The organism is Butyrivibrio sp. WCE2006, assembly GCF_000701985.1.
GTDB lineage: Bacteria > Bacillota > Clostridia > Lachnospirales > Lachnospiraceae > Butyrivibrio.
Map to the genome: position 1 here is coordinate 20,679 of NZ_JNKH01000029.1, position 19,954 is coordinate 40,632.

Sequence of the window (19,954 nt, forward strand, 5' to 3'; positions counted from 1 at the left end):
ATAAATGAATATCAAAGAAGCAAAACAGGAAATTATCAATACGATCAAAGCGTATCGGGAAAAGGATGAGATGGGAAACTATTTGATTCCTGTTCAGAAACAGCGCCCGATACTTCTAATAGGACCTCCGGGTATAGGAAAAACCGCTATCATGGAGCAGGTTGCAGAGGAACTGTCTGTAAATCTGGTTTCATACACAATAACTCACCACACAAGACAAAGTGCGATTGGACTCCCATTTATTTCAAAAAAGGAATACGGCGGAAAGGAAACTTCTGTAACCGAGTACACCATGAGTGAGATCATTGCCTCTGTATATGACAGGATAAATCAGACGGGAGTTAAGGAAGGCATACTTTTCCTTGATGAGATCAACTGCGTGTCCGAGACACTGGTTCCCACCATGCTTCAGTTTTTACAGTATAAGACCTTTGGTGCGCATCAGGTTCCCGAGGGCTTTATTATCGTAACCGCAGGAAATCCGCCCCAGTACAACAAGGCTGTAAGGGATTTTGATATTGTAACCCTTGACCGTGTAAAGAGAATTGACATCGAAGAGGACCTTGAAGCCTTCAAGGAATATGCCGATGTGAACGGAGTGCATGGTTCAATCCTTGCATACCTTGATATTCACAAGGACAACTTTTACAGCATTAAAAATGACATCCAGGGAAAACGTTTTGTCACCGCAAGAGGCTGGGAGGATTTATCACAGCTTATCAGAGCTTATGAAAAGCTTGGAATCGAAGTGGATGAAAAGGTTACTATCCAGTATCTGCAGGAGCCTGAAATTGCAAGAGATTTTGCTATGTATTACGCCCTCTACCATAAATATGAGGACCTCTATAACATAGGAGAAATCCTTAAGGGAAGCATACCCGCAGAGCGCGATAAGCTAAGAAAAGCGCCCTTTGATGAAAAGCTCAGTATCATAAATCTGCTGATTGACAGACTTAATCAGGAGTTTTCTTCTTACGACAGAGAACTGAATGTCCAGAAGCAGGTACAAAAGGAGATTCTTGCTATTGTTAAGGGAAATGCGCCTCAGAGCGGAGATGGTAAGGCAGCAGGAGCAGGCAAGGCAGCAGGAGCAGGCAAGGCAGCAGGAGCAGGCAAGGCAGCAGGAGCAGATGAAAATAGCAGTGCTTCAAAAGAGAATAATAGTTTTGTGGCAGAAGGAAAGGAAGCTTCCGCAAACAGCAGTGTCTATGAGAGACTATCTAAGAGAGTATCAGAGCTTATGGAGGAGTATGACCACAAGGCAGGTGAACACCTTATGGACAAGTCTTCTGAAATAGTATTAAAGAAGACAATCTCAGCCCTCGAAGAGCTCGAAGCCCGGATTAATGGAATACAGGATGAAGATGCCAAGAAGCAGATTAAGGTTTGGTTCCAAGGCCGGGAAAAAGACCGCAGAGGAAATGCACATACAACAGGTAAGCACCTGTCCAACTGCTTTACTTTCCTTCAGAAAATCTATGGAGAAGAGCAGGAGATGGTTCTTTTCCTTACAAGACTTGATGCAGGACATTACAGCCTTAATTTCATTCAGAATGAAGGCTCGGAAGAATATTACAAATATAACCAGCTGCTGCTCTTAAGAGATAGAAGAAGGGAAATAGTTGAGCAGATATTGGAAGTATGATAAGAGGTGTCAACTTGAAGAGATTACTGACTATCGCATCTTTTTACCTGATAAATTTTGGATTGTGGGAATTGCTCAAAGGCTACATAGGGCCTGAATGGGATTCATTTCTGGTATATGTTATTTTATTTCCTTTGATCATTGCCATTTTTTGGAAAGAGATCAGATCAGAATGGAAGGAGTTTTCCTCTATACTGAAAACTAAATCCTTTTATGTAAAATTGCTGATATGGCTGATTTTGGATTTACTATTAACGGGGTTGATTCTTTGGGGAAGCAGTTATTTTGGATGGGATATTCTTCCTCAGAATAATGATAGTGTGAAAGAACAGATGACTGTGGTTCCGACCTATCTGACCGTGATCCAGGGATGCATTTTTGCTCCGGTGATCGAAGAGCTGGTATTCAGATATGCAATTATTGGCAAACCTAAAAATGCAGTTTCGCAGGTGTTGCTGTTTCTGGTCTCGGTGGTGATGTTTGATTGCATTCATATAGTCAGACCACTAGAATTTTTTTATTATCTTATACCGGCACTATTCTTAACATCATTTTATATGACAAAGAGGAATCCGTTTATCTCAATGTCACTACATTCAGTAATAAATATAGTTGGATACATCTCTTTGATTGTAGGTGTTTTGTGAGTAAACAGATATGAGAATGGATTAATGACAGAAATATACTATTTAGATATAGAATCCAGATAATAGTCAGTTGTCTTCTTAAGGATTCTCCGATAATACTTTTGGATGAAGCTACATCGGCCCTTGATAATATGACTCAGATGAGAATCCAGGAAACTCTTGATAATATAAGAACTGATAGAACTATATTTGTAATTGTACATCGCTTATCAACAGTAATTGGGGCTGATAAGATCATGTTTATGGAGAATGGAAAGATACTTGATGAAGAAACACATGCCACGCTGATCGAGCGTTGTAGATCCTATCGTGAACTGTACGAAGCGGAGGCATAGACTGATCTGAGCTGCGCATATTGAAAAGCCCTAATTTCGCAGCACATATTACCGAAAATGAGCTGCGCATACTGAAAAGTGTCTAATGCGCAGCACATATTACCGAAAATGAGCTGCGCATACTGAAAAGTGTCTAATGCGCAGCACTTATTGCCGAAAATGAGCTGCGCATATTGAAAAGCCTGTATTTCGCAGCTTATTTGTTTAGATTGAGGGTTTGAAAAAATCTCTGTAAATTTAATATAAGTCAATTATAAAGGTCTTCTATGATAAATTTTTATATTATCAAGGGAGGCCTTTTATAATGGCAAACAAGAAAAGAGACGTTTACAAACCGAAACCAATGACAGAAGGAAAAAAACAGTTATCCAAGGATTGCTTGATGAGTATGATATCCAGACAGCTGATGATATCCAAGAAGCACTTAAGGATTTTCTTTCCGGAACCATTCAATCGATGCTTGAAGCTGAAATGAATGAGCATCTGGGCTATGAAAAATATGAGCGTGATGATGAGCCCAATTATCGTTATGGAACCAAGCCAAAGACTGTAAGAAGCAAGTATTCCTGCTTGTTTGAGCAGAAAAAAACATAGATTCCTGTTTTTCCTTAGAAAAACGGGAATCGTATTGGACTAGGTCCTCGCAAAGCGAGGGGCGTGTCCTGCAAAGCAGGATTCTTGCGGGCGATTTCCGCTTTTGCCCGCAAGAAGTCATACTATCGTAAACGAAATCAGGAATTGTATTTATCAGTAAAGTAATGCTTTCTTTACATGGTTTTTATATTTATATGAGAAAATTAAATTAGCATGAGAACATGGAAGTATTGTCCACAAATGAAAGGAGGCCGGTATGCAGAATAAGAATCATATTTTGGCAGCTGTAATGCTATCTGTGGCGGTAATTGTCATGAATACTTCAGCATTTGGTATGCGAAGCATCGCCGGTCCTTCAGAAGATAGGGGAAGTAACACATTTTCAAATCAGGAAAATGCAGAAGGTAATGGGAATTTCACGGCTACAATGCCTGGTGACCCGGGAAACATTTCCAGGGAGACAGAGGTGGAACTCTCTGATTTTGATTGGTTTTTGGATAACCTGATCTACGATGATTTTGAGAAAATCTATTATTACGATATACATCCTCTTTCACAGACTGTGACAGATAAGAGTAAGCTTGAAGGAACCTGGGACATGGTTATCTATCATCATCCGGATCAGACAGTACTTGCACCATCACCGCTTTTCTTGGGGAAGGAAATTGGAAAACTCTACATTGAGAATGTTGGAGATGACAATCTGAAGATTTCCATGAAAATCACAGAGGCCATACCTGATAACCCCGGTGATACGAATCCTGTTGATGAAAATGCCTTTGTTATAGATGGCTGTTGGAATTTAAGCGGAATAATAAATGCAAATATTGAGGGCGGAGGCTCTCTTGATATCTATAACTTTTTCACTTTACCTGATGAGAATGTTCATGCAACCGGATCATTGAGAATTATGACCCAGGATAAGAGTATCTATAATGCATATCTTGGACTGAATAAGTGTGATGAGAGACCGCTTCGTGGTGATGCGGCCAATATCGTACATTAAATGGCACTGAAGTTTGATTTTGGGCTGATGAAAACTAAGAGGTATGTGGTATGGCTATTTATTGTAGTAAATGCGGAACAGAACTACCTGATGGCGCTGCTTTTTGTGATAACTGCGGCCAGTCTATGCAAATTGCCGGAAGAGTAAATATTCCCGAGATAAAAAATCCTTTCAAAAATCCATTTGGTAAGAAGGATATTAAGGTGGATGCTGCGCCTGCATCTGACAATCAAGCTTCTAAATCACCTGCTCCTGAAGTACCTGACAGCCAGGCTGCGAAATCACCTGCTCCTGAAGTACCTGACAGCCAGGCTTCTAAGTCACCTGCTCCTGAAGTGACGTACAGTGCTTCAAATAATACTCCTTCACCGGAGGGTGTTAAAGAGGAAGCTCCTCAAAATACTGCGCCTACTCCGCAGACGACATATACATATGCTAATAATCAGCCACCGGAGGAAAATCCATACCTTTCACAAAAGCCGAAGAAGAAGGTTCCGGTACTTCCTATAGTGATTGCAGCTGCTGCAGTTGCTGTAATTGGAATAGGTGTGGCTGCATTTTTCGTGATAAAAAATAAACCCGGAGATGTGAAGGTTGATAATAAGACTGACGATAATGCAGTTACTGAGACAGCTGAGAAAAAGAAATCAGGACTGGGGCTCTTTAGTAGTGGCGTTGATGTTACTGAGACAGATGGCAGCAAAGTGAAGTGGGAAAATCGTGATGAAGCCACTATGGAAACTGTGAACCCTGCTACAGAGGATGACCCTCTTCCTGAGGATTACATGGTTGGCACCTGGCTTAAATGCTATGAAAATGTGGCTGATGATCCAAATATGAATCGTGAGCTTTCAGATAACCCATCTGATTGGCGCACCAATATGAGGCAGCGCATAACTTTTTCCAAGGATGGAACATATATTGGAGAGCTTTGGTACATTGATAAGCCTGACGCAAAGGCAACATATTCCGGAAAGTATTACTATATTGACGATAATAATTACGAAGATAGCAAGCTAACCACGTACACAATAATGTTGTGGACTGAAATAGATGAGTATCATTGCGACCCGGGGGCTCCGGAGATTAACGAAGAAAGATTGAAGTCGGCTTTTTATCAGACAGGTCTTGCTAAAGACAGTCATCTTGAAAATGAGCTTTTGCTTGATTCAGGTGGAGAATGGATCGCTGATGGGGATCCCGGACAATATTTAAGGAAAATAACGAACGAGTATCATCCCGAATTATTCAATACTACTGATCTTGAAGCCAATGCATTATCAGAAATTGAGAAGTATAAGCATGGCTCTGATGATGAGCTGACTTTAGTAAAGAATGAAGAAAGTGAAGAAGCCGAAAAAGCACAGTCTGACAGTACTGCGGCTATTACCTTTGGGACTACAGATGAAGGAACTGCAGATAATGGAAATACAGAAAATGGAAATACAGAAAATGAAAACACAAGTGGCGGAATAACATTTGGAGAACCTGAAGAAGAAAAAAGTCAGACAGATGCCGGCAATACTTCAGGCAGTACTGATTCTGCAACCGATGCTTCATCAATCGAAACAAAAGAGGATACACTTCAAAGTGCAATCTCCTTTGGAGACAGCACTAATGATAATACAAATGACAACTCAGTAGCTGTAGGCTCTGAAACCGCTGATACAACAACCTCCGGTTCTACAAGTTCTGACGCTACACTATCAGGCTCTGCAAGTTCTGACATTACATCATCAGGTCCTGCAAGCTCCGGCGTTACACCATCAGGGCCCGCAGGATCGGATTCCACTATCGCAGGCTCTGCAAGTGGTCCGGGAGCAGATAAAAAAGCGGCACCTTCAGATGATGGCAGTAGTGCCAATAGTCCTGCAGGCGATGACACACCTGTGAATAAGGCTGTTACCGGTGGTAAATTTGATGTCCTCCAAAGCGGCGAAACAGTTTACTACCTGATGAACGGCCAGGAGGCCCAGAATGTGTGGGTAAGAGAGGCTGATAAGTATTATTATATAGGCTTTGATAAATGCCTTATGTACAATAACTACGCTTCAGACGGTTACTATGTTGGAGCAGATGGTTCATGGGATAAATACATACCGAGACTCACAACAACAGATAGTTTACTGACAGGTACCTATGTATATGAAAATGGCAATGACAATGTTACCTGGACTTTCACCATGACTCCAAGTGGAACCTATGACGGAACAGCTGTAAGAACCTACAGCTTTGGATATTCGGAAAATTACGGAGTTTCCTATAAGGGTGGCTCCTGCTATATGCTTGAGGGCAATGGAATATATGGCTCAGGACCTCAGATAACAGTCCTTGATCAGGGGGAGAGATTTATCATAACCGATTACGGTTATTCGGAGAGATTTACATTCAAGAGGTAGTGATTGTGTTTCTTATGAGACGGAGGTAGTCACCATGAGATGTCACGGAAAAGTTATCGCATCTATTTTTCTTACCGGAATAATTCTTTTATCAGGTGCTGTTCCTGCATATGCTAAGACAACTGATTCCTATAAGCTGCTTAATGTAAGCGGCAACAAAGCGCAGGGGACGGATAACCCTGCCACATACGCCAGGGATGACGGAGTCTGGGAGAAAAATGCAAGCGGTATATGGACCTACAAGGATAGCAATGGCGAAATGGTGAGAAACTGCTGGGTAAAGGATGGCGATATGCTCTTCTTTGTAGGCTATGACGGATGCCTTGTTAAGGATAATTATTCCTCTGATGGTTTCTATCTGGATGCTGATGGTGTATTTGATGAAACGAAAGCTCAGAGAACCTGGGATGTTGATCCATATGAAGGAGCTTATGAGGATGTAGGTGATATCTGGATATTCTCACTTCCGGGAGATGGAAATATGTATCAGGCGGATGTTGCTTATACCCAGACCGGTGAGGTGTATATGAGCTGCGACCTTACACCTGTGGGACATGGATGCTTTATGGCATGGCCTAAGGGGAGTAAAGATGTGTATCAGCAGTTTCTGATATCAGTTTCCGATGACAGATCCACTGTGAGAATAAGCGCAAACGGAATAACTATTGTCTGCACATACACGCCGGGATCATACTACTATTACAATACAGGTGGCAATAACAACAACTCTTACCAAAACAATAGTCAGCAGGATTACAACAATCAGAATTATAATAGTGGCAATAATCAGGATTTCAACAGTCAGGCATATTATGAGTTTATTTTCCCATATTCCTCACTCGATACCCTGGAGGACTGGGAGGTAGAGATACTCTCCGACTATGAGCTTCGCATAGCAATTAACGAGATTTATGCAAGACATGGAAGACGCTTTAAGGATAAGGAATTACAGAACTATTTCAATAATACATCCTGGTATGTAGGTATGTATGAGCCTGAGGAATTTGATAAGATTCAGGATAATTTTTTAAATGAAATAGAAAAAAAGAATATCAACAAACTGACTAAGGAACGAAATAAAAGACAATAAAAATAAGGGATTAGCAGATTCTTTTGTGACGCATTATACATGCGGAATAGCAATATTTATCATAAGAGGAGGAACCATCATGACGAAGTCATGATTCGGAATGGTTCCGACCGATAGGGCAGGATTACGAAGTAATCGTGCCAATACACAACGAGGATGAACTATGAAGATAAAAGGAGCTGTTTCTAAAGGATTACCGGGAATAATTACTATAGCATTATTGCTGCTATGTGTCTTTGTCGTGGGTAATTTGCATGGAAGTACTTCTATCGCAGGATCCACACCTGAATCAGCAGAGGAGTACTTTGTATTCCTTGCAGAAAAGGCTATGGCAGAGGGTGACCTGACAGCTGCTGAATATTATATAGATTCCTTATATTCCAAATGTGGACAGACTGCGCAGGGCACTTTGTGCTGTGCGCGTCTTTGCGTCTTAAAAGAGGACTATGTCGGAGCAAGACTTTTATATGAAAAACTGGAATCCACCGGAAACTCTTCTGTTATGACTGACACTGATTCTGTGCTATTTTCACAGATACAAAATAACCAGGTCATGGACATATACTCAGCCTCAAATATGGCTTCTCAAATAAAACTCCTGCAGCAGGATGGCGTTAATCCCACGTACTATGGTTACACAAGTGAGCAGGTAGATGTTGCTAACAAGGTTCTAAATGGCTCCCTCGATCCGATAGCTGATATGACTGAGCTTTTGGCGAATGATATTACAGAGAAGACAAATGCGAACGCTCATGTAGAAGGGCTTTCTGAAGCAGTTAAAGCTGCTGAGGATATAGGAAAAGAGTACGCAAATTACATTGAACATAACAATGCTGATATCTATTATCTAAAGAAATATCTTGAAAGTTTCAACAATCTTTACGCAAACAGCAAAGATGCCTTTAAAATATCCGGTGTAGATGAAGCCTATGTAAGGCTGCTTATAATGTTGGGTGAGAGAGAAACTCTTGCAAAATATGCTGATGAGTCAGGCTCGCAGCTAGCTCTGGTTGCTGTGGGGCAGATGTTGATAGATCGCAATATGAAACAGTCGGATCTTCCAAAAGGCTTTGCGTCCCTTGACGATGACGAGGTCAATGCTGTAAATGATCAGTGCGAAAAAGCTCTTAAGAATGTAAGAAAAAGAAGGCAGGGAATCGAACTTAGAAATTACGAAAATAAGGTAAAAAATGTTGGCAAGGCATCTGAAAATGCAGCCCTTATTGAGATAAATGACAGGATTAAACCTGGAAAGGAAGATATAAAGGATCAGAGCGCTCTTTATATGGGAAAAGCTGCAATCAGCTACGCCGTTGGAAACACTGATAAAGGCGATAAGTGTATGAATAAGAGTATGGAGACATACCCTTATTCCAACGATAGTGCTTATATAGAGGCTTGTGAAGATATAAGTGCAACAAAATACGGAGCCGGAGATCAGAATGAAATCAGGGATGTGGGCGAAGCTATAGACAAGGCTTATAAAAAGAAGGTTCCCCATGTCAATCCCGAAGAACCTAAGGTGGAAGAGGAAGAAGAGGAAACAGAGCTGGAGCCTGTAGAAGAGGGAGAATATCTTGATCCGCAGGATCCTGAGAATTTTGAAGAGCTTCTTGAAAGGGAAGATGATGCTGACATAACAACTCAGCTCTCAGCTGCCCATGAGCTGGCTTCTGCCTATACGACCTGTATAGCAAAGGAAAACGCAGCTCTTAACATAGGAAAAATAGATACAACTAAATTTCCGACTGTTTCTTTTAACCTGCAGACTTCTGAGCCCATAGAGGATCTTAGTAACCCTCAGCTTGCTATAAATGACTGCAACATAGTTATAACTGACTATACTGTTGAGGAAGTAAAGTATGATAAGGCGATTCTTTTTGCAGTATGTGATAAGTCCGGCTCAATGGAAGGCAGTGAAAAAAGGCTTCAGTCTGCTGTGAGAAATCTTGCCAGGAGCCTTTCTGAAAACGAGAGCATGGGAGTTATCGGCTTTTCAGATGGTGTTGACTTTAACTCTCATATCCTTGCAAGTCCAAGTGATGTCATACCATACTTAGAGGATTTAAATCCCGGGGGCGGAACCAATATCGCATCCGGTACCTTTGCTGCTCTAAGTGAAGTTGGTAAGCATGATGATACAATAAACGTAGTTATAGTTATGACTGACGGCGAAGATGATTCCTTTGACGGCAATACTCTGAACAGACTAAAAAATATGACTAACGATGGTCATACTGTTGTATATACAGTCGGTATGGGAAGCTCAGTTAATTCTTCATATTTGCAGACTGTGGCAAGAGCAGGAAATGGCCGCTTTGTTTATTCATTTTCAGCATCAGAGCTAAATGGAATATATGATTTTATTCATGCTCAGATGGAGAACAATTACGTTGTTACCTTTAAGGCGGTAGAGACAAAGAAAAAGCACCGCGTTCTTACCTGTGCAAACAAGGCAGACGGATATGCTATGACAAAGGAATATTTTCTTGGAGACGAGGAGGAGGCCCAGGAAGAGATTATAGAAGAAGAGGACGTTCCTTTTGACTGCACCGGATTTTCTACAAAGAAGATTTACCGTGAGGTCAGGGATGTAGAAGGCTTTATCAGAGGAAAAGGTTTCGAAAGTGGAATGAGCTGCTTTGTTACTTTGGACGGAAAAGCCTTCCAACATACTTATGTAGGAAACTTTGTGTCCGATGAATCATTCTCTGTGATGATTCCGGGAGAGGTGCCACCAGGTGAATATGAGGCATTCATCTCTGTAAACGGAAAGACCTTCAAGGATAGAATCGAAATATTCGATGGTGCTGAGCAGGTGTTCAAGTATGGTGCCTATGTATTTTTCGGAAACCGTGTTCTTAGAGATGAAGAAAATGAGAAGATTACCATCACCGGCGATGTGAGAATGAATGGCTTCTTGCATTTTGATGGGGATGTCCTGATCGAGGGTGATATAAAGGACAACAAGGTTACAATGTCCAGCGACAGCGGCAGCTATATCATATCTTCAAGGCCGCTTTTGGGTATGATGATGCTTCTTGGAAATAAAACGGATGTGGGAAATTGGAACCAGTATCCTCTTTATAAGGATGAAGCACATCTTAAGGATTTTGAAAATTATAAGGTAGAGACAGTAAGATGGGCTGATGCTGATTCCTGGAAGGCAGGAGTATTCATCATGCAGCAGCCTGAGTACACACTGTATCCTGATAAATTTGCCTTTAAGGCAGGCGAGATTTCCTGGAATTTCCCTTGCGTGAGCGGACTGTTTAAGAAGATTACAAAGAAGGATAATCCACTGAAATTTGCAGTGCAAATGGAAGGTTTTGTGGATAATCAGGGTCTGTTTACAAAGGGAGGTGTAAATGCGGAAGACGTTTCCATGAAGCTCAGTCTTTTGGGCGGCGAATTTGGACTTAAGAAATTTGACTTTAAATGGGATACCTATAAAGATGATTATGACCTTACACTTTTGATCAATGGCTCAGTGTTTAAGCGATGGGGCAATGTCAAGGGCGATGAGGGTACCAACAATTTCGGTTTCGAGATTGCAGCTGTGGACGGCTACTTTAGCAAATTCAGGATTTATGCGGATATTCCTGTGTCAGTTCTGGTTGGAGGCGTGCCGGTTACATTTAGCAACTTCTTTGTTGGAATAAGTGATTTTCATGGACAGGAAGATGCCAGGAGCTTCAGCGAAAGGCTGGCATGCTCAAGTCTTGAGGGCGGAACGGATATAAGCGTGGCTGCGCTTAAGTCTGTTTCACCTGGCCTTGCGAGCTGGCTTGGAGATGATCTTTGCATCGTTAAGTTTGAGGAGACAAAGCTTGCTGTCAATTTGTTTAAGGCAGACTTTGCAAGTAACTCCACGATCAAGCTTTTTGGAGAGATTGAATTTGGAAAGCTGGACTGGAAAATCGGAAACATGGATTACAAAAGCTTTGTTCTTGGACTTACGAGATCTGGATATGGAATGAGCTTCGATGTTCCTCTCGGGCCAAATCTTGAGTTGCCAAGATTCAAATTAACGGGACAACAGGGATACAGTCTTGCCGGTATTTCATCTGCGTTCAGAGTCGGAATCAAGGAACACGGAGCACTTGATATAGATATCATTACCAAATGGAAAGGTGAATTCGATGGAGCTGTAGAGGAGGGCTGGTACATGATAAGTCCTGACAGAATAGAATCTTATATTGGAGTCAGGGGTAAGAATAGCAGCAATCAGCAAGTCGCATTCAGAATAGGTTTTAGCGGATATTATCCATATATAAGTCTTAAATAAATGAGGAGATAGTGTGCCATCAGCGCACGTATCTTGGGACACTCGTATCTGACAGGAATAAGTCAGAATAACACTTGTTTACAGATGAGGTGAAAGGACTATGAGCAGGCAGCCTAGAGGACTACATTATTTAGAATTTTTAGCAGCTTTTATCTTCTGTATTATTATTCTGTTTCCAGTGAGAGTTCATGCGGAAATAAATGAAAGCAATGTATATTATCTGGATAAAGATGGCGGAACATTTTTCATAAGTGTTCTGTTTGAGAAGGGTGACCTGAAACTATCACTAAAAGACCCGGATGATATAGAGGTTTCTCTTAATTCTCCCAATGTGGAGTATGTTCAAAGTGAATCCACGGTGTTCATTATTGTAAAAAACGCAAAAAGAGGACAGTGGAAGCTCATCTATGATAAGGGTAGCAATGAAGAACTGCAGGTTGCGGCATACGCTGATGAAGAGCCTATGGTTATTGATTCTCTGAAAATCGGAAGCATGGATGCTGACGGAAATGTTCCTGTTTCCTTTAAAGTAACTCAGCCTGATGGGAGAAGCTTTAGCTACGAGATCAGGATTGGTACTGATGAGGACATGATGGATTATCGAGTTCTTACCACAGGCTACGGGTATGAGGGTGAAATAACAGAGACTGAGATTTCCTTAAAAGAGATAAACACCTTCGACCAGTATTACCTTCAGATAGTTGCTTATTATGACAAGGATTATATGCGCTATATGGGCAGTGTTACCAGTGAGCGCTTTTCCTTCGTCAATCCCTCAGAAGAGCCTGATGCGATCGAGGATTACAGGGTTACGGTTGATGTCATAACAAAGACAATAGAGGTTGATATTTCTGAGTATGCCCCCTGGGAAGCTAAGAGTTACATGATAAATATCAGGGAGGATGGAGCAGAAGTTGATCCGCTGATGCTTATTCGCTCTGAGGATGGAGATATTGGAAGGTTCCAGTACAAGGAAGGTACTAAGGAAATTGAGTGTTCTGTTGTGCTGCAAAATGATTCGGGCAGAATATCCAAGCCTTTGACCAAGACCATATATCTTACGGAAAGAAGTGGTAAGTTCTGGATGAACCTTCCTGAGAGCGATACTATTAATTCAACCGACTATTCTTTTTCATATGTTAATGCCTTAGAGCAGACAGTTTACACCAGGATAGACGATCAGCGCGAGGAGGAGTTTACCCTGAACGGTGATGGAAATCATCTGATAAGCGTGGGTGCCAATTCCTGCGAGCTTCGAATCAGATATCAGGCTGACGATAATATATGGTACGAATACAACATATTAGTCAGCGTTGATGTCATCCCACCGGAACTCAAAATCTATGAAGCACTTAATGGCATAGTTACGGATGAAAAGAAGATTGTTCTTACAGGAAAAACTGAAGCTGATTCTGCGCTTAAGGTAAATGATGCTGAAACAGATAAAAATGAGGATGGAAGCTTTTCTATAGAGCTTGATCTTGCTGATGGTGACAATAGCTTTAACATCACCGCTACTGACGCTGCAGGGAATACTTCTGCATACGCTTTTTCTATAATCTATAGTAAAAACGGCGAAGCTCCATCAGATGTTGACGCTGACCTGGATGATATAACAGATGGAAGCGGCGGCTCCAAACCCGGAACTTTTGGAAAATGGCTGTGGTTAATTGCACTTCTCTTTGTGGCAGTAATGATAATAACAACGGCACTGGTTGTTTTCATAGGAATAAAGAAGAGAGACATGAAGCAGAATATGTTTAGAGGCGCTGTGGTTGTTGCCGGCTTTTCTGTGGCAGGTTTCATCCTGAACCTTATTTACTACATAATAAGGAGAAATTATCAGAACTCTGAAAAGTATATTGATTTATCCGCAAACAATATACATGAGGCATATTCATACCTGAGTGTAACAAGATTTTCCGGAATACTGCTTATACTATTGGTGATTATTATGATTCTGTCAGCAGGGGTCATTCTGTTTGTTAAGCTTTCCGGCAAGAAACTTAAGACACCGGAATTTGTGAAAAAAGCAACCGGGCAGGTAGCAGAAATAAGAAAGCAGAATTCAGAGCCCTGGAATGCTTATCAGACCGACGGACCGCAAAACAATGAAGAAAGCGGCGACTGGAAAATATGCAAACACTGCGGCGCAAGAAACAGAGCGCAGGCGAAATTCTGCATCAAGTGCGGACAACCAAATGAATGATTGAGCAGAGCTGGCAGATATAAAAATATTTGAATCAAATAAACCGGATGAAGCAGAATTACAATCGGCACCATCCGGTTTTTGTTTGAGCAGAGCAATTAACCCTGCATGCCTGCTGACTGTCTTATCATGTCTTCTACGACGATGTCATAGATTTCACCCACTGAATTACAGTACTCTAAGATTCTCCAGGGTTCATTTGTGTGGAAATGAATTTTTACAAGCTCTTCATCTCCTGCAGCGATAAGTGAATTACCTTCAAAATGAGATGTGATATAATCTGCAATCTCATCCTCATCAAGATCTTTATCTCTTCTGTCTATAAGAAGCTGAGTATCATAGCGATATGCGAACTGATCGTCTTCTGCATCTATACTGTTAATTGGTTCCATAATATCCTCCTTGTAAATTAATGCTAACAAACCAAGGACAATTATATCAAAAAAAATGGAATTAGCAAAAAATACTATATGATCCCATGTATTAAACATCCCCTTACTTTTAAAGCACAAGGGAAAATGCGATGAAAAATACGGCGATTTCAAAATCGATTTCGCCTATGGCATAGCAGAGCGCCTTGCCGGCGACAAAGTGGGAGATGTTGTAGGCAAAGCGGACAAACTCATGTATGAGCATAAAAATAAGGTGAAACAGGGAACGCCGGTTAGTTAAAAATGAAGGGGCTGTGAAAATGAGAAATCATGCTTCACAGCTCATTTTTTATGCTTTCATTTAATAAAAAAAAGAGGTATGCTTATTTATGAGTGCTTGAATGTTACAACACCTTAAAAATTCAGAAGGTGATAGGCACAACAATGAATACAGGTATGAAATAAATGGAAGATAATTTTGGGGATTACATTTCAAAACTAGAAGAATGCATGGCTGAAATTGAAAATTTAATTGCTGATGCTTCTGTTAAGCTACAGCAAAATGAAGAAAAGAAGGCCGTTCTTAGTAAAAAGCGCGAAGAAGAGCTTGCCAAAGCCAAAGAGAGTGCGCAGCTGGAATACGATAATAAATCAGAGAATAATACCCGTGAGCTTGAAGAACTGAATCAGATGAGAAACACGGTGATTAAACATGGTAGAATTATTAGTAATCACACATCTGCTCGTCCGAATCCTGCAGAAGCTGATCCTATTGAGCCTGATCTGACGTATCTGAAAAAGGCAGCTTTTCAAATAATTGATAATGATAAAAAAGATGATCCCATGGCGGCGCAACTTCTTGCAACATGCGCCGGATATATTTCCTTTATAGAAAAGAGAATAGAACTTCTTCAATCCGGTTTTATGGCTAAGCTATCTGTTACAGATTACGAACAGGAAGTGAAGGACAAATTTGCTGCGGGTGTAGGAGAGATTGTTCGCGAAGAGCATGAGGTTAAGGAATATCTTTCAAACCGGCTATGTAATAAACAGCTAATCAGTCTGAAAGAGCTTCTTTCAGAGAATTATAAACACTCTTTTATTACACTTGGTTATAAAGCCTGGAAAAGCAGCGCGAACGATTTAACAGATTCTATTTTTACCAGGGAAATTCCTGAATATTATTCTGAAAACAGTGGAACTATACAGTTGCCAGTTCTTTTGAAAACAGATAAGGCAACTCCGGTTTTTGTGCAGTGGCAGCCATTAAATGAACTTCATTTAAGCAGGATGCTCCAAGAGCTGTGCACTAGCTGGATTAGATTGTATGGCGCTAATAATTCTGAAATCTATTTTCTGGATCAGATAAATAGAAATGCACGTCTTCTCGGGGCACTTTCAATTGTTGTCGGAGAGCAGGGGGGTGCTATTAAAACAGCACCTGTTTCCGATGATGATATTCATAAAACGGTAGATGGACTGGAAAAGAAGATTTCGCTTATTGGAAGACAACATATAGACAGAGCACTATTTGAGGGTGAAGAACTAACAGCGAATAAAAAGACATCTCATATTCTCGTTATTATCAATGATGGAGAGGGGAATTCTATAGATTCAACTGCAAGGGGCGCAATACAGAGACTGATATACAATGGCTCAGAATGCGGCATACAGTTCCTTTGGGCTCATCAGGCGTCCGGTATGGATCAGGCGTATAAGGGAGATTGGATTAAGAACATTGAATATCAGTATCCTAACTCTATTCGCATTACTGACAGACTTCAGGAAAACCCTGGTTTTGTCATGCTGACAGAAGGAAAAAGTGAAGATTTTACATTTGAGGAAAGATTTGATCAGATCACCAGAGATGAACTGACCGAATTCTTTCATCATGATGACTCTATGCAATCTATGCAGACGGCATATTTTGAACGCTATCCGTTTAAGATTCCACAGCGCATGAAGGATTCAAAGGAACCGATTGAGGTTCCCATAGGAATTGATGAAAATGGAACACCGGTACTTATGAATTTTGATGGCGTTAATTTTGCTACTTACATTATGGGAGCATCCGGAAGTGGGAAATCTACATTGCTGCACACTATTATTGCCGGACTTGCAATGAATTACCACCCCGATGAAATGGAACTGTGGCTTGCGGATTTTAATAAGGTTGAGTTTAGCTCCTATATCAGATATCCGCTTCCGCACATAAAGAACATACTTCTTGATGACTCCAGGGAATTGGTATTTGATCTTATAGATCAGCTAATAGCTGAGCTGGACTACAGATTACAGTATCTTAGCAGGCATGGGGTTCAGGATGTTAAAGATCTTTCATCTGAGGATAGATTGCCGGCTATAGTGGTGATTATCGATGAATTTGCCCGCATGTCGGATGTGCTACAACATGAATTTGATTACCAGAAGAAAATGACGAGGCTACTTCAAACCGGTAGAAAACCCGGATTGAAATTCATTTTTGCCAGTCAGAATTATAACAATGGAATACATGGACTACGCGATGAGGCTAAAGCACAGATTCAAAACAGAATCGCATTGATGAACCCCAATAGGGGTGAAATGATTGGTGTGTTATCTATGAGTATGACAGATCAGGTTGATACATGGATAAAAGAATTGCCGGCTTACTGCTCAATTGTTAAGTTTGCGGACAAACAAACAGGCTTTTCTGTAAGACGTATCAGGAATTTTTATCCGTCACCGTCAGATGACGCCTTGGAAGGAATGCGACAATTATCTGAGTTCATGCATTCGGAAATGACACCTGTAACCGGTGATAGAGTAGATGATTCCAAGTGTTATGTAGAAAAGAACACGCTTTATCTGGATGGCAAGGTACCAAGGACATTTGATGAAGAACTTAGTAGGATAGAAGCCTATGAGGACAGTCATCAGGATGAGCTGCTTCCCGGAGATGTTCGTGTGTATCCGGGATCACCCAGAGGTTTCTATTCTGTTCGTTTCTTTAAACTGATTCCCAAGCCTTATCAGAATATTTTGGTAACCGGAGCCGGTGGAAATAGCAAAAATTCAGAGAGGGTACATGCCAGTCTTTTAGCATCTCTTACAAGAAGTTTTAGGCGTGTCGGATATCCTGTGGAGGTATGGAGTGATGACAGGGATCCGGTGTATTACCGCTATCATGATCTCTGGGATGGGGCAGAGTGCTTTGCTGATGAAGCCGCTATCTGTGGAAGAATAAGATATCTTCTTGAAGCTGTTCAAAATAGAGTAAAGCAGAACAGATTAGTGATAATTCTGGGATACGAAAGCCTTAAACAGGCATTTTCGGTAGCAGGGGAGTTCAAACTACCGATAGCATACCCCAAAATAGAAGATGTAAAGATGAAGGATGATCCTTTTTCTTTGATGGCAAAGGAAAAGGAGGGGCTTCTTAAACCAGGTGACATCGAAAAATATAATAATGATGCAATTGAGCTTAATAAAAAAATAAATGCAGAAAAAAAGGATGATGCCATTACTCCTGCTAATAAACTATATGATGCATCATCAGATTTGGAGAAGTTGTGGGCAATAGCAGGAAATATGGGAATTCATTTTGTGCTTTGTTGTCCTGATCCAAATATGATTGAAAGATTGCGAATTAGAATGGACTATTTCATGCATCAGATATTTTTTGATATGCCTTTGTCTTTCTTAAGGAGATATATCAGGGGGGATGTGGATTTATTAAACCTTGAAGGAGCGGTTGGATATTATCAGGAAAATCAGGAGGGTTATTCCTTTAAGGCTCATTTGTATCCGAATGTTCCACTGGATGGATGGTGTGTGAAAAACGGTGTGATTAGTGAAGAATAAATGGGGGTAATATGGACTTTACAGTAGATATTTCTCAAAATGGTGCGCAGACTCTTACTACTACTTCAAAAGAATTAGAGAAAGCTGCCAGTGAAATAGACAGGTCTCTGCAACAGCTAGTGAAGATTGCTCAGACTTGTGGTGGTGACCTGGGGATTTATGCAGGAGAAGTGGATTCTTTTATTGTTGACCAGCAGATACAGGTAAATAAGTGTAGAGATTCCGTGACTATACTGGCTCAAAAGATGAATTCTTTGGCATCATGGATACTTCTCAAGGTTTCAGAATATCAGAAGGAGGAGGCAGTAGGAGTTATTGCATCCGCAAATGAAGCATTGAGAATAGATGCTCAAAGATCTGATTTTGTTACGAAAAAATCGGGATTTGGTAATATCTCATTTGCTCAGCAGGAAAGCGGCTTTGTTTTTACAAAGGGTGCTAATTACGAAAAATTTATAAAGGGGTATTATGACTATGAACATACAACATATCAGGCATACGAAACGGTGGTGACCGAAACTATTTCTGCATCCATGATTGAGGGACTTAGGTTCAGCCCGGATGAAGTCAATAATCCTGATGTTTTTTGGGGAGATAATACCAAAGATTTTTATATGGAAATTGCATCCCGCATTCCAGAAGTAAGAGATGCATTAGCACAGGGAAGAGAGTTATCGGATCTTATCGATGATCCTGAGCTTGGCACATGTGCCAGCCTCTATTTTGATCCCAGGAATATTCCTAAAGTAGATAAATGGGATGACTATTATTGTTTCAACGGTCATGGCAGACATAGGATTATTGCTGCCATGGAGCTTGGATTTGATATTTCAGTACGCATTGCAGGCGAACGTCATTACATAGAACAATAATATATTCATGGAAGGAGGTCATATATGGATGATTTTACAGTAATGATTAGTGCAGAGGGAGCGCAGTCGCTTTATGAGATGCAGAAAGCGTTGGTGGAATCACAGCAAAGAATTTTAGACGCTAACGAAGCATTAAAGAAAATAACAGAAGAGGTCAGTGATGACTTGGGGACATATAAACTAAGAACCGAAGAGATTATTTCAATGACTACAAAGGCTGCAGAGAGAGGAAGTACAGCAGTTAACACATTATCAACGAACCTCGGCAAAGTTGCCGATTGGATTATGACTAAGATTTCCTGATCAAAGTCCAGCGGTGTGATGTCAAGTAAAGAAAAATAAAAAATCTTTTATTTTTTGACATTTTTCACGAAAAGAAAAAACGACCACCTAAGCCCTGTCGACCATATTTTTAAATGAGCAGGGCGTACTCATCAGCAAGTAGGTGATACTACTATGCTGGACGATATAGACGATTGTCTTTCAGCAGTCGAAAGACTAATCGCACAAGTTTACGAGCAGTTAATGCGAGTGCACGTTTGTGTTGGTATCTGTTCACCTCTTTGTACTTGAGGTGATAGAAGTCGCTGTATTCTTTGTCGCATCTTACAAGAGATAATGCTGCTTCACACAGATAATACTTTAAAAATCGGTT

12 protein-coding genes and 2 pseudogenes are annotated in these 19,954 nt (G+C 40.8%); 12 read left to right on the forward strand and 2 right to left on the reverse strand.

Annotated features, from left to right (window positions below; translation table 11 throughout):
- Positions 1-4: 4 nt before the first annotated feature.
- From T501_RS14475 to T501_RS14515, 9 genes and pseudogenes are all read left to right on the forward strand, one after another.
- Positions 5-1,645: an ATP-binding protein gene (locus T501_RS14475; RefSeq protein ID WP_044915583.1), complete on the forward strand. Its 1,641-nt coding sequence runs from the start codon at positions 5-7 to the stop codon at positions 1,643-1,645.
- A gap of 14 nt (positions 1,646-1,659) precedes the next feature.
- On the forward strand, positions 1,660-2,292 hold the full coding sequence (locus T501_RS14480; protein WP_197027965.1) for a CPBP family intramembrane glutamic endopeptidase: 633 nt from the start codon (positions 1,660-1,662) through the stop codon (positions 2,290-2,292).
- Between the two features lie 101 nt (positions 2,293-2,393).
- Positions 2,394-2,627 (forward strand): hypothetical protein, encoded by a 234-nt coding sequence (locus tag T501_RS14485; RefSeq protein ID WP_044915586.1) that lies wholly within the window; start codon positions 2,394-2,396, stop codon positions 2,625-2,627.
- Between the two features lie 366 nt (positions 2,628-2,993).
- A pseudogene (locus T501_RS14490) lies at positions 2,994-3,185 on the forward strand (transposase); the annotation flags it as partial.
- A 292-nt stretch (positions 3,186-3,477) separates the two neighbouring features.
- Entirely contained in the window at positions 3,478-4,227 is a 750-nt protein-coding gene (locus T501_RS14495) for a hypothetical protein (protein WP_044915587.1), read from the forward strand.
- A 50-nt stretch (positions 4,228-4,277) separates the two neighbouring features.
- Positions 4,278-6,626: a zinc ribbon domain-containing protein gene (locus T501_RS14500; protein WP_044915589.1), complete on the forward strand. Its 2,349-nt coding sequence runs from the start codon at positions 4,278-4,280 to the stop codon at positions 6,624-6,626.
- A 34-nt stretch (positions 6,627-6,660) separates the two neighbouring features.
- On the forward strand, positions 6,661-7,716 hold the full coding sequence (locus T501_RS14505; RefSeq protein ID WP_044915591.1) for a YARHG domain-containing protein: 1,056 nt from the start codon (positions 6,661-6,663) through the stop codon (positions 7,714-7,716).
- A gap of 163 nt (positions 7,717-7,879) precedes the next feature.
- Positions 7,880-12,004, forward strand: a complete 4,125-nt coding sequence (locus T501_RS14510) for a vWA domain-containing protein (protein ID WP_044915593.1) — start codon at positions 7,880-7,882, stop codon at positions 12,002-12,004.
- A gap of 100 nt (positions 12,005-12,104) precedes the next feature.
- The gene (locus T501_RS14515; RefSeq protein ID WP_044915594.1) at positions 12,105-14,213 is read left to right on the forward strand and encodes an Ig-like domain-containing protein; all 2,109 of its coding nucleotides are present in this window, start codon (positions 12,105-12,107) and stop codon (positions 14,211-14,213) included.
- 98 nt (positions 14,214-14,311) lie between these two features.
- Here T501_RS14515 and T501_RS14520 read toward each other — a convergent pair whose 3' ends face one another.
- Positions 14,312-14,605, reverse strand: a complete 294-nt coding sequence (locus tag T501_RS14520; RefSeq protein ID WP_044915607.1) for a hypothetical protein — start codon at positions 14,603-14,605, stop codon at positions 14,312-14,314.
- Between the two features lie 489 nt (positions 14,606-15,094).
- Here T501_RS14520 and T501_RS14525 point away from each other — a divergent pair, with 489 nt between their 5' ends.
- Genes T501_RS14525 through T501_RS14535 form a run of 3 tightly spaced genes read left to right on the forward strand, consistent with a single transcriptional unit; the run spans position 15,095 to position 19,602 of the window.
- Positions 15,095-18,427, forward strand: a complete 3,333-nt coding sequence (locus tag T501_RS14525; protein ID WP_197027966.1) for an FtsK/SpoIIIE domain-containing protein — start codon at positions 15,095-15,097, stop codon at positions 18,425-18,427.
- Between the two features lie 11 nt (positions 18,428-18,438).
- On the forward strand, positions 18,439-19,299 hold the full coding sequence (locus T501_RS14530) for a hypothetical protein (RefSeq protein ID WP_044915598.1): 861 nt from the start codon (positions 18,439-18,441) through the stop codon (positions 19,297-19,299).
- A gap of 24 nt (positions 19,300-19,323) precedes the next feature.
- A complete protein-coding gene (locus tag T501_RS14535) occupies positions 19,324-19,602 on the forward strand; it encodes a hypothetical protein (protein ID WP_044915600.1) in 279 nt (92 codons plus the stop codon).
- Positions 19,603-19,753: 151 nt separating this feature from the next.
- Here T501_RS14535 and T501_RS22200 read toward each other — a convergent pair.
- A pseudogene (locus tag T501_RS22200) lies at positions 19,754-19,954 on the reverse strand (IS110 family transposase); the annotation flags it as partial.